Raw genomic sequence first — 11,160 nt, 5'->3', positions numbered from 1 at the left:
CCCTTATCATGTAATGCCCAATCGGCACACATGCCAGCCTGCACAAAATTGCGATCAACGTAATCCTGTACCAACCTAATCTGTGTCGCGCGCGCCAGCTCTTGGGGTAAGGCGACTTCTACCTCCCGGGCCAGTTGCGCATTACGCCGCGTCTCTTGGGCCTGAACTGCATTCCACAGCGTGGCGCGATCTTGGTAGCGCTGAGGCGCGTTTGGCGGTAGTTGAATTTCACGATACGCCACGCCATGCTTGCGGGCAAAGTCCTTCACTTCGCCGGTTTCTTGGTCTTTGAGGCGTTCGCCGGCCCGGTAGGCCGCCGCGGCCACCACGGATTGGCCTTTACTGCGACTCACGGTTTTTAATGTTAAATGAAAAATTGCCATTTTATCCCTCCGGTCTGGTTTTGGGTGTGCAAAATAGGTCAAATTGGCGGCCATTACAGCCGAAAATTTTACTCTAAGCTGAGCCTGGTTTGCGGGTCTGTCCTGCCGGCCAGGCAACCGGCGGTAGCCCCAGCGGCGCGAGCACATGAGCGAAGCGAACAATATGTATACGTAGTGTACATATAAGTGCGCCCTTAGCAGGGGGGCTAGGTCCTGGTTACTCGTATTATACCACCCTATTTTTTCAAATGTGGTAAGCTCTTTTTAAAACTGACGGTGAAAGGAATGACGCTTCATGAGTGATCTTACGGCGATCGATAAACTGCAAAAACGACTGCAAAACTTACAAACCAAAGAACAACAAAATAAGGCCCAACAAAAACAACTCCGGGCCCGTCTGGCCACCGCCGAACGGAAGGCCCGCACTAAACGCTTAATCGAAAAAGGCGCGGAACTGGAAAAACTTCAAGGGCCAACTGCCGAGCAGATTCTCCCCACCGAGACCCCTAAATGGCTGGCTGAACACTACCAAACCCCGGATCAACAACGTTATCAAGCCCTCATCGCCTATACCAAACAGGTGACGTACGCCAATGGGACGTCCGTGTTTGATGGTTTTACAGCTGAATATGACACCCAGGATAACCAAAATCAGCCAAAAAACACCCCTTAGCGCGATTTTAGGGGGCTGTCGGCAGAATTAGTCGAATGTTCTCTAAAATTAGTTTAAAGAAGTGTTTTTGAACTTTTAAGGGGCCAAATTTAATTTTGACCAAACAAAAAGCGGGCCTCGGGGGAAGTCCGCTAAACAATAAAAACTACTTGGGGTAATATAAGTGATTTTTCAATCTCCTATAACACGTTTAAGTATAGTCAGATAATTCAGTAAATACAACGGTTTATCTTGTATTTGCTTACTGTTTCATTATGATTTTGGTTCAGTAATGTACACATTTAGCTTTAATTAGTGTGCTAAATGTTTGGTTGGACGTGTATCTGGTATCGTAACATTCTTGTTGGTTTACTTTACCCGGCAAGAGTTGTTATACTGGTGTCGCAAAGATAGCACAAATGTAATTACACCAAGGCCCCGACTACTTGCGATAGTCGGGGCCTTTTTTGCGCTCAACGGCGGGTGAGCTGATGTTGCCTTAAATTGTTTTACTTCTGGTCTCGGTTATTCAGCCAATAACTGAACAGCGTTAGAAAAACGCCAACTAGAAGCGGGGCAAAGATAGAATCAAACATAATCACACCTCCAATCCGCTGTCGTTTTTTTACTATTGCGGTTGGTAAGGCAACTTTAGTAGTTTAGCACATGAGTGTGTAGCTGAAAGGTAGCTTTTCAGGGATTTACTGCCAAGCTTTAGTAATTATTTTGAATTTTTCTTTAGCCAATAGCCTGCCGAGCGGCCGATTAATTCTACCAAAACGGCCCCTAAGAAAAATGGAGTTGTGATTGAGTGGTATTCCAGCAATGAAAATAGGACAAGAATTGAAGTGGTAAGGTGAGTAACAAAATAAGTTATTGTTGAACTGTTCATGCCGATCCTCCAAGGTCACGTTGATAGGCCATTAATGCTGCTACTCTTCGCAATAGAAATATACCTGATATAACTCTTAAGTCAGCGTTCATGAGCCAGATAACAAATAATCGAAACCAAAAATTATCTAAACTGGATTTTTATTGTTCATGGTGTAACCGCAGCCTAAAAACCAGCCTCTTTTCTAAACTCTTTTAAAACCTCTTTTAAAACCTCTTTTAGACGCCAACCCAGCCTTACTCTCCCAACGAGTACAAAACTTTATCGACTACATTTTGTCTGTTTATCGACTACATTTTGTCTGTTTATCAACTACGATCATTTACTTCTGTATTAGATAAATGTAGTATATTATTAAAGAGGTGCTAGTATGAGCAATGAGTTAGTCAAATATGATCCAGAATTAAACACAGTTCCTTTGCGAAGATTTACTCCTATAGAGATGAACCTTTTTTTTTCAATCGTTTCTCGAATGCGCGATCAAGGAGGGAAAACCGTTAGATTTACCTTTGATCAGTTAAAAGATTTAAGCGCGTACAAACCAACCGCGAACAATCGGTTCATCGATGATATCCAGAGTACATACCAAAAAATACTAAATCTTAGATTTGGATCTCGAAGCAAAGATGGTTTGGACAGAGAAATGTTTGTAATGTTCACTCAATTTGAAATTAGAGGATCGGCGGAAACACCTTACGTTGATATTCAAATTTATCCTAAAGCATTGAAATTGCTGAATAATCTTGAAAGTTGGGTGCGTTACGCTCTAACCGAATTTCGGGATCTTAAGAGTAGTTATGCTAAAACTATGTTCCGTTTGCTTAAACAGTTTCGAACTACAGGTTATGCTTATTTTTCAAAAAAAGATTTTTTTGAATTATTAGATATTCCACAAAGTTATCTAAACAAGCCAGCAAATGTTGAATCTAGAGTCCTTCGGCCAATCAAAGAGGAACTCACTCCCCTGTTCCGCGGGTTAACTATTCGCAAGAAATACGGTAAGGGTCGAGGTAAACCTGTTATCGGTTATACTTTTGCGTGGAAGCCGGAACGGAAAGACGCTGAAGATGTCCGGGTGAGTGAGCAACAACGTTTGAAAGACCAACTCTTCAACATTGAGCACAATGTTGAATTAACTGAATCTGAAAAGTGGCGCGCCATTGATAAGGTAAAGGGGTTGTCATTGGGGACTACTGAGAAACAAGTGTTGGCGGAAAGACAAGCCGAACACGACAATGAAATTCGCGAACAGGCTAAACAAGAATTACTAGCCGAGCTTCGAAAAGGATTTGAACCCAATGTCTAAAACGATTAAAGAACTTGCCGAAGAATTTTCGGTATCAAAACAGGCTATTCGAAAAAAACTAGATCCAAAATTCAGAGCAAACTACGTGCAAACCGTTACCAGGAACGGGGTGCAAACCTTAGTTGTCACCGACCCTGGATATTCCTTGTTAAAACAACATTTTGAGGGTGGTAACGACCAGCAACTAAGTGGTGGTAACGTTGCTGGTAACACTGGTAACGACAACATGGACACAATCGATATTCTAAAACAGCAGTTAACTGTTAAGGATCAACAACTCAAAGCTAAAGACGAGCAACTAAAATTAATGCAGCAGTTACTCGATCAGTCCCAACAGTTACAGCTTATGGCGGAACAAAAATTGGTTCACCATGAAGCCCTTGGCGCGACTGAATCTCCCGATAAATCACCCGACGAGCCCACTACATCGGCTAAGCCTAAACACAAATGGTGGCCATTTAGTTAGTCTCCCATTTTGCTATGGGATTAAATCGCTTTTTGTACCTAGCCTAATTCTCATTCACAAAAATTTTAAAAAATGCCCCCAAAAGAGGAGTTTTAGGTGCTGTCCTAATTACTGAGACCCTGGATCTGGGGTACTGCTTAAGCGTTAATACCTAGTTCGACCACAATTAATTTATTTATTTATTTATTAACTCACGCCATTTGTAAGCTAAGGAGTCGTGAAAATAAAAAAGCGCACCTCTGAGGAGGTACGCTTCACGTAGTTAGGATAACACGTCATAGGTGCAAACTGTGCAATGGTTATGCATATTTGATTGTAGCACTGCTCACCAATGATATTTAGATATCATTGGCACTCAACATTACGTAAAAACGCTGATATGGCAGTGTTTAATTTAAAAATCCGTGAAAAGCTCAAAATTTTTCACGGATTTTTGATTTTTAGGAAAAAATCTCCAAGCAGTTCTAAGAGGAACTTTAGTGACAACCGTTTTCGAGCCGTTATGGACGTTCCGCCGGGCAACAGTCGAGGCAGATTCCCAAACCACGATTTTAAATTAAGACAAAGTAAAAGCGTGCTCATGTGGGAGGCACGCTTTTAAGGGGATGGAAAATATTGGAGAAATTAGTAATGCCAACAGCATCTGCTTTGGTAAAGCAAGTATATCATACGTTTCATTACAAATATGTCTTGAGTTTGATTTTTATAGTTTTAATTGTACCCAGCATGAAGGCTACAGCAGAACGTAAAGTACCTGAGTGTTTGCCGTGGTAGCCATTTGATTAGTAATCCACGACGCTTAATTTTGTGATTGCTTTTGAAAAATCATTGTTTTTTTTCGAGAACTGGTATGGCCGTTTAAAAAGCACTAATGTCACTCATAGATTGTAAATCCGTCATATTAAAAACGTGATTCTTATGGTATTTTTAATATAGTTATCAACATATTTTGGAAGGGGATAGGGTTTTGAGAAAATCGAAAAAATCTATATTGTTATTTTCTAGCTTACTTTTAACTTTAGGTACATCTGGTATCACATCGCAGGCGGCTAGCGTTGCACACGCGTCAACCACCGTAGCAAAAGCTGACGCTGTTGGCGATATTATAGGCAGTTTAGGAAACATTATTGATCCCGGAAAATTAATTGAAGCGATTGTTAATGCTATTTCTGGGCCCATACAAGATATTTTAAAGGAAGTTACAAAACCTATTATGGACGCAGCTAACGGAGTCGCTGGAGCCGTAGTTAACGGAGCAAATGGTGTTGCTGGGGGAGTTACTACTGGAGCTACTGGTATTGGAAATAGCGTTTCTACCGCAGCCAATGGAATAGGAGATGGTATTGCCAGTGTAGCAACGGGATGGTCCAACGAGATAAGATCTATCGGAGAAACACCGTATTTAATCAAAAAAGCTATTGGTGACGCCGTCAAACAAGTAGCTAGTGATTCTTGGCATAACATTAATGGCGGTATTTCACAGACTGGACAAAATACGATTAATGATGCCCAAAAACTGGTAGAAGAAGCTATTAAATTAACGTCAAATGGTGCAACATCTGCAATGCAAAGTGGTTTAACTTTTTTCGATACCACTTTAAAAAATTTAGCTAATCTCCAATCTTCTCCCGAAGCAAAAGAGTTAGCCACAGCAATTATCAAAAATTTAGAGCGAGAGGTTAGCCCTGCTCAGCAAAATTCTACTAACTCTACAGTCAATTCAAATGTCTCTCAACCGACTGCACAAACACCCAATTCGTCTGTGACTACAGTGAACAATTATTATTATCAACGAAAAAGTAACAGTAAAAAGTATATATATAAAGGCTATTACACCAAAAAATTTAAAACCGTTAGAGTTAAAATTAAACGTTTAAATGGTTACTCAAATTATAGATTAACCAAAAAAGTTCGATCATATCGAAAAAATCAGGTTATCAAAATTAAGCGCGTCAAGAGCTACTACAACAAGTTTAGATTCCAAACATCTAAAGGTGATTGGATTACTTCTTGGGCAAAATTTGTGACATATTAGTCGTTTATAGATAATTACGAAAGCTATTTGGAGAATTCTGGTACACTCACTTTTTAAATCTTGCTTATTTAGTAAGTAATTGGTCTAGGTGCTTAATTAGGCGTTTTTCACTAACTTTTTGAACTACCTTTGTCCGTTAAATCAGGCTTTGGCACCTAGACCAATTTCAATTCACAAACTCGTCAAAAACGCCCCGGTGACCGGGGCGTTTTAACGTTACTTATGAGAATCGACATTATGTTAACTAAAATATTGGTCTAGGTGTCATGTTCAACAAACATAAATTTCATGACCATCAAAAGGCGTCATAGTCCTCCATGATGAAATGATAGTCAACTACACTCCCATTTTCATCAGTGACGGCAGAAAATTGAAAATGAGCCCCTATGCTCCCCATAAAATTAACGAGTTCCACAACTTTGCTAAATTCATCTACGATAACATAAACATCATCATTATCGTTTTCACTCTGAACGCCATAAAGCTTTTTCAGAATTTCAGAGATTTTTTCTCTTTTTGTCTGCTCCATTGTTAATCTCCTAGCTAACTAAATTGAAGAGAAGGGGTGTGCGACTAGCTTTCCCCTGGTTCCCGTATGCCTTATATGAGTGATGACCAATCCCAGTTTGGCCAATAGCTCTACATTTTAACGACTTCTAGTCGTAGTATGATTTACAAATTTAGATCTGTTTAGTGGACCTACGTCTCAACAGTATTAGCAACGTTAACAGTATAGAAATATAGCAGACCAAGTCGCACGCGTACCAAAGTATGCTGCCAAAAATCGGTAAATTTTTTGGACTAATGGTGGGAATAGAATAGCTTGCCAGTAAGGTGGCAAAGATACCCAGAGTTAGTTCTTGAAATGGCGGCATTTTACGCCACAGCAATCGTTTTAGGGTCCTCTGTTGTATAGCCTTTAAAATCTCCGAAATTGCAAAATAGTTAATCCCACCTAAAATCACTAGACTCACGATAACGAATGACGTGCTAGAAAAAAATGGCGCATTAACGACATACATGGCTGAGGATCCAAGCCCTACACACAGACTAACTAAAACAATTTCCCAATTTTTTATTGATATCTCCAACTCTAAAAATAGCCCCCTTACACTATCACCGGCGACCAATAATGGGAGGGCACCGTCATGTACTAGAACGTTCACTGGCCATTTAACTGTGAACCAGAATTGATAGTTTCGAGTTTAGTTCTTAGTTCTCATCGTCGGGAAAAGGAAGTAACAGGACTATTAGCATGGATATAATAAATTCTGTTCCATAATTCGATTTCCACCTCCCTAAATAATCAAGTAGCTGCTGTACTAAAAACGTAGCACTACCCAATGAAGCTCCGTACAATAGATGATTTTTTTAAATAATCATGCAATTTATGCAAAATAGCCGCTTGCCACCTCAATCTATTTTAATCGTCTCTAAAAAGATAGTTGAAATTGTACCGTCTGATTTAGTAGTCTGGGATTATCAATACCTTTAAACCCTGAAAGGAACTACCCATGGAATCCATTGCACCTCAACTGAAACAAGCCCGTCAAGAACAACATCTTTCGCAAAACGAAGTGGCCACAATTCTTCATATTTCGCGTCAATCAATCTCCAAATGGGAAAATGGTCATACTTACCCCGATATTGATAATTTAATCTTGTTAAGCGACCTCTACAAAACTTCAATCGATCACCTGATTCAAAACAATACGGAGCTCCGGGAGAAAATTGCCGCTAATGATCAAGAAATTGCTGACAAACAAAAGAAGTTGAAACAAGTTGATCGTCAACTTTACCAAAATCGTAATGAAGGCCTCTTATTGCTTGTATTAGCCTTAGTTTCGGCCATTGTCCCCCCAGTTGGAGTCTTACTACCGATATATGTGATGTGGCGCAACACCAAATACAATTCCCTCTACAGAACCATTTATTTGGTCAGTTTGCTTGTGATTCTCATTAGCTTATGGGGGACGGCAATCTTTGTCATGGATAACTGGTTAGAGCCAACCCACACCGAGATTTATCGTATCAACTAGTGGTCACGTATAATTGCCCCTTATTTAAACGAATTTTGACGTCTTCATGATAAGCTAAAGCCGCAATATGGCGGGTAAATTTAACGTGGACTGTACGGGCATTTTCGCGTTGTACGTGCTGATTAGATGCTGAACCCAGTACAGTTTTGATAGTTACATTTTTAAGCTGTTTTAACTGGTGACTACTAGTAACAACATCACAATCTAATTTCCAGGAACCAAAACTACTGTGATGCACATGTAAAGTTGCTGCCTGTGCCGAAGACCCCAAACCCAACCAAGTGATGATTGTTAACGTACTTAAAATCGTTTTTTTCATGTCGATAACCTCCTAATTGGAGGCTATCGATAATCGCTGTGGCCCATAAGAACGCGGTTGTTTACATGGGGTACCTACTGGTTTACCTATAAAAAGGACACCTCAACAGAAGCCTTGTTGAGGTGTCCTTTAAACTTTTAAGGCCTTATAAACGGCCCCGATACCTAAAATTAAAAAAAGCGCGCTGCTACTTCCCCAAAGCAGCCCTTGATGATCCGCTAGCGACCCTAAAATCGCCCACCAGAATCCGCCGACGCCCACGCCGACACAGCCAATCCCTACTAAAAACCATCCTAGTCGCTTAACCATGCATGTACCCCCTTTGTTATTTGAAACTAGTTTATGATTGAGCCAATTAAAATAAGGAGAACGCAGTCGTTTACATCGTGTCATGTAAACGACTGCGTTCTCCTTATTAACGTCCTCCTAAGATATATTGATAAGGCTATCGATACCGCACTTAAAAGCAAAAATTTTTACTCGTCCGCAAAGGAGAACTGGCTAAGTTACAAAAGTTTCAGCGGAAAAGTACAATTTATCGATTAGCACTCTAATGATTGGAAGGTGATCGCCACTACGGTTAACAACTTATGCATATGCATTAGCATTAAATTGATCAGGACAATCTAGGATCTAATTCATAGGAGGATATATTATTTTTATGTCGAATACAAAATTCTGGTTTCAAAAAGGGATTGTTTTAGCTAGTACTATGATGGTGGGGGGCGTACTTGTTGCATCAGCTGGTATCATTGAAGCAAATGCTGATACAATTCCAAATACTACCTCTACTTCTAACGGGAATACCACCATTATGTCAGACGCTTCCACCACTGCAGAAACCTCTCAATCCATAGCTACTCCGGAACAGTTGGAAACGCTAGATCCTTACGTTTCGGTAGAAAATAACCAGTATGTGCTACAAAAAAGTGCGCAAAAGGTAACTTCCCCCCAAATTTTTCAAGCTGCCCAAACTCAAATTCAAACCACAAATCGATACATTTCCACTAATGGCTTAACTATCAATCCTGACAACTTAACCATCAATCCTGACACCATGGCAAGCGTCCTCCGGGCTTCGCGCTCTCGCCCAAGTCACGAAACCCGTTCCTATTGGTGGGGTGAACGCCATATTTTTAGATCCCATGCAGCTATTGAAAATTTTGCTTACAATCTTGATAAAGCCTCAAAATCAGCAGGTCTTGGGGTAATATTCGGTGGAGCTACTGCTAATATTCCATTCACTGTTGTCTCTGGACTAACTGCTGCTTACTTTGGTAATATGGCTAGTGATTTACGCCATATGGAATCACTACATCGCCACAGTAAAATCTATATGGATGTTAACTATTCCTTGATTTACAAAATCAAAGTTTGGAACGGGCATTAAAAATGGAATTTGTCATACTAGGAATTTTACTCATACTGCTCAATCGATATATCGCCCCTAAGCTAGTAAAAAAATATCCGTGGGTAAAAAGTCCGTGGGTATCCCGGGCCCTTGTTTTTGTGATATCTCTAAACTTCTTGGTCGTATTTGGTTTCTCGGTTAGTTCGCTTATTTGGCTTCTTATATGGAATCTAATCATTGATACCTTAATCACCATTTCAAACCGTTATTTTAATTAAGCAACGCTCAACAATCCCTTGCTGTGGGCTGAGAAATTGAATTGTTTGCTATGTGTTAATAATATCTTAGAACGCTTCATGACAAAGTAAACCAGCCTTTGGATATCCAAAGGCTGGTTTACTTTGTCATAACTGCCCGAATCCCCACGTAACTCGCCATCCCTAATACCAACAACCATACCAGGTTAACCGGCCATAGCGCCTTAATGGTTTCTCCAAACAACATGATCCCAATTAAGATCCCCAGTAACATCACTGTATCTAGAAAGTGCCAGTTAACTCGACTGACACCGTAAGCCACAATACCTAACGCCGCCAACAACAGGCCAATCATCACCAGGCCCAATAAGCCCCCTGCTAATCCCCGCACCCAAGCCGGTCTAAGCCATTGGGAAAGCCAACCGGCCGGCTGGGTGATCAACCACCCGAGCTGCCGAAAAAACTGCTGACTGTCCGACAACAAACTAGGGACCTTAAAAAGCTCAATCACCGTTAACACAACGGCATAAACGGTCGGTAAAAATAATAAGGCCTGGGTCTTTAACGTCTTTTTCTGATACCGTTCAGTCACTTCCCGCTTCGTGTGCCGTGTCTCCGCGGCCACTTGGCGTTGAATGACCGTGTCTAATTGCGCTTCTTTCGCTTGTACCTGGGTCTGCATGGTTTGAGCTTGCGTTAGTTGTTGCTGAGCTTCTTGTTTAGCGGCTTGGGCCTGAGCGTTGGTCACTTTGATTTGAGCGCTCAATGCGCGGTTTTGCCGCATAATTTGATCGGCCCCGTTCATGGTCACGATTTTGTCGTTTAATTGCTGATTCTCGTTGTTCAGCTTGGCGTTGCTGGATTTGAGCGTCTGTATTTGATTCTGTAACTGTTGGTTCTGCTGATTTAATTGCTCCAGCCGTTGCATCAGTTGGGTTAAGTCCAATCCGTCTAACGCGCTCATTGATAGCCTCCTGTAATCGTTGTACCAATTGTGCAATCATTCGTTGAATTTGCTTTAGTTTTGCCTGCAACTCGGCTAACTGGTGATTGGCCGCCTTGATTTGCTGATTGAGTTGTACGCGCTCTGAACGGTCCCCCATTTGTTGGGCCGTATGGCCCTCGTGAATCGTCGGCATCTGTTCACTACCCTGACGGTCATAACTCCGGTGATCGATCTGCTGGTCCGCCGTTAAGTAACGATTACAGCTGGCCGCCCAATCCGCCCGCCATTTTTCGGCGTTATCCCGCTCGTTCCAGTCATTATAGGCCACGGTCGTTCGTTGCCACATTTTTCGTCCCCGCGCCCCAATTTTTTGTTGCCCCGTTTTCGCCTCGATTTGCGGTATTTTAGCGCCGCTCGAATCCCGCAAATACGTACTTTTTTGCTTCGGTGCCCAGTCGCCATTGGCTTTAAGGCTCCTGGTCGTCAATAAAATATGGGCGTGGGGGTTACCGTC

The 11,160-nt window shown here is 41.5% G+C and carries 13 protein-coding genes; 6 read left to right on the top strand and 7 right to left on the bottom strand.

From position 1 onward, the window contains the following. A partial coding sequence (locus tag FC96_RS12375; protein ID WP_162253158.1) for a MobA/MobL family protein occupies window positions 1-383 on the bottom strand: 383 nt, incomplete at its 3' end. Window positions 384-678: 295 nt separating this feature from the next. On the opposite strand from FC96_RS12375, the gene FC96_RS12370 reads away from it, so the two are divergent. Beyond that, window positions 679-1,056 carry a hypothetical protein gene (locus FC96_RS12370; protein ID WP_056943229.1) on the top strand — a complete coding sequence of 126 codons (378 nt, stop codon included), beginning with the start codon at window positions 679-681 and terminating at the stop codon, window positions 1,054-1,056. A 488-nt stretch (window positions 1,057-1,544) separates the two neighbouring features. On the opposite strand, the gene FC96_RS12975 is transcribed toward FC96_RS12370, so the two are convergent. Next, window positions 1,545-1,631: a type I toxin-antitoxin system Fst family toxin gene (locus tag FC96_RS12975; RefSeq protein WP_156403241.1), complete on the bottom strand. Its 87-nt coding sequence runs from the start codon at window positions 1,629-1,631 to the stop codon at window positions 1,545-1,547. Window positions 1,632-2,297: 666 nt separating this feature from the next. Between FC96_RS12975 and FC96_RS12365 the strand changes: the two genes are divergently transcribed. The 3 genes from FC96_RS12365 (at window position 2,298) to FC96_RS12355 (ending at window position 5,734) form a co-directional block, all read left to right on the top strand. Continuing rightward, the gene (locus FC96_RS12365; RefSeq protein ID WP_056943228.1) at window positions 2,298-3,233 is read left to right on the top strand and encodes a replication initiation protein; all 936 of its coding nucleotides are present in this window, start codon (window positions 2,298-2,300) and stop codon (window positions 3,231-3,233) included. Further along, window positions 3,226-3,699 carry a hypothetical protein gene (locus FC96_RS12360; RefSeq protein WP_056943227.1) on the top strand — a complete coding sequence of 158 codons (474 nt, stop codon included), beginning with the start codon at window positions 3,226-3,228 and terminating at the stop codon, window positions 3,697-3,699. Before FC96_RS12365 ends, FC96_RS12360 begins: the two co-directional genes overlap by 8 nt. Window positions 3,700-4,666: 967 nt before the next feature. Beyond that, window positions 4,667-5,734 (top strand): DUF5776 domain-containing protein, encoded by a 1,068-nt coding sequence (locus FC96_RS12355; protein ID WP_156403240.1) that lies wholly within the window; start codon window positions 4,667-4,669, stop codon window positions 5,732-5,734. Between the two features lie 295 nt (window positions 5,735-6,029). Here the strand turns inward: FC96_RS12355 and FC96_RS12350 are convergent, their stop codons facing one another. Further along, a complete protein-coding gene (locus FC96_RS12350) occupies window positions 6,030-6,263 on the bottom strand; it encodes a hypothetical protein (RefSeq protein WP_056943225.1) in 234 nt (77 codons plus the stop codon). 985 nt (window positions 6,264-7,248) lie between these two features. On the opposite strand from FC96_RS12350, the gene FC96_RS12340 reads away from it, so the two are divergent. Next, window positions 7,249-7,773, top strand: coding sequence for a helix-turn-helix domain-containing protein (locus tag FC96_RS12340; RefSeq protein ID WP_055679968.1), 525 nt, complete (start codon window positions 7,249-7,251; stop codon window positions 7,771-7,773). Here the strand turns inward: FC96_RS12340 and FC96_RS12335 are convergent. Continuing rightward, on the bottom strand, window positions 7,766-8,092 hold the full coding sequence (locus FC96_RS12335; protein WP_056943223.1) for a hypothetical protein: 327 nt from the start codon (window positions 8,090-8,092) through the stop codon (window positions 7,766-7,768). The two genes, FC96_RS12340 and FC96_RS12335, sit on opposite strands and share 8 nt — an antisense overlap. Before the next feature lie 129 nt (window positions 8,093-8,221). Next, the gene (locus FC96_RS12330) at window positions 8,222-8,401 is read right to left on the bottom strand and encodes a hypothetical protein (protein ID WP_056943222.1); all 180 of its coding nucleotides are present in this window, start codon (window positions 8,399-8,401) and stop codon (window positions 8,222-8,224) included. A gap of 352 nt (window positions 8,402-8,753) precedes the next feature. On the opposite strand from FC96_RS12330, the gene FC96_RS12325 reads away from it, so the two are divergent. Next, window positions 8,754-9,482, top strand: a complete 729-nt coding sequence (locus FC96_RS12325) for a hypothetical protein (protein ID WP_056943221.1) — start codon at window positions 8,754-8,756, stop codon at window positions 9,480-9,482. A 357-nt stretch (window positions 9,483-9,839) separates the two neighbouring features. On the opposite strand, the gene FC96_RS12320 is transcribed toward FC96_RS12325, so the two are convergent. Together FC96_RS12320 and FC96_RS12315 are read right to left on the bottom strand one after the other, a co-directional pair. Continuing rightward, the gene (locus FC96_RS12320; RefSeq protein WP_056943220.1) at window positions 9,840-10,484 is read right to left on the bottom strand and encodes a DUF6040 family protein; all 645 of its coding nucleotides are present in this window, start codon (window positions 10,482-10,484) and stop codon (window positions 9,840-9,842) included. After that, window positions 10,420-11,160: MobA/MobL family protein (locus tag FC96_RS12315; RefSeq protein WP_162253157.1), on the bottom strand; the 741-nt coding region annotated here is incomplete at its 5' end. The genes FC96_RS12315 and FC96_RS12320, both read right to left, overlap by 65 nt.

The sequence above is a fragment of the Secundilactobacillus kimchicus JCM 15530 genome (assembly GCF_001433995.1).
GTDB classification, from domain to species: Bacteria; Bacillota; Bacilli; order Lactobacillales; family Lactobacillaceae; genus Secundilactobacillus; species Secundilactobacillus kimchicus.
The sequence above is the reverse complement of the archived record's forward strand: the minus strand, read 5'-3'. Positions and strand labels throughout refer to the sequence as shown.

What these genes read in the sequence shown, in the direction of transcription:
- FC96_RS12370 (WP_056943229.1), top strand. Translation starts at nt 679, where the DNA reads ATGAGTGATCTTACGGCGATCGATAAACTGCAAAAACGACTGCAAAAC.
- FC96_RS12975 (WP_156403241.1), bottom strand. Translation starts at nt 1,631, where the DNA reads ATGTTTGATTCTATCTTTGCCCCGCTTCTAGTTGGCGTTTTTCTAACG.
- FC96_RS12365 (WP_056943228.1), top strand. Translation starts at nt 2,298, where the DNA reads ATGAGCAATGAGTTAGTCAAATATGATCCAGAATTAAACACAGTTCCT.
- FC96_RS12360 (WP_056943227.1), top strand. Translation starts at nt 3,226, where the DNA reads ATGTCTAAAACGATTAAAGAACTTGCCGAAGAATTTTCGGTATCAAAA.
- FC96_RS12350 (WP_056943225.1), bottom strand. Translation starts at nt 6,263, where the DNA reads ATGGAGCAGACAAAAAGAGAAAAAATCTCTGAAATTCTGAAAAAGCTT.
- FC96_RS12340 (WP_055679968.1), top strand. Translation starts at nt 7,249, where the DNA reads ATGGAATCCATTGCACCTCAACTGAAACAAGCCCGTCAAGAACAACAT.
- FC96_RS12335 (WP_056943223.1), bottom strand. Translation starts at nt 8,092, where the DNA reads ATGAAAAAAACGATTTTAAGTACGTTAACAATCATCACTTGGTTGGGT.
- FC96_RS12330 (WP_056943222.1), bottom strand. Translation starts at nt 8,401, where the DNA reads ATGGTTAAGCGACTAGGATGGTTTTTAGTAGGGATTGGCTGTGTCGGC.
- FC96_RS12325 (WP_056943221.1), top strand. Translation starts at nt 8,754, where the DNA reads ATGTCGAATACAAAATTCTGGTTTCAAAAAGGGATTGTTTTAGCTAGT.
- FC96_RS12320 (WP_056943220.1), bottom strand. Translation starts at nt 10,484, where the DNA reads ATGCGGCAAAACCGCGCATTGAGCGCTCAAATCAAAGTGACCAACGCT.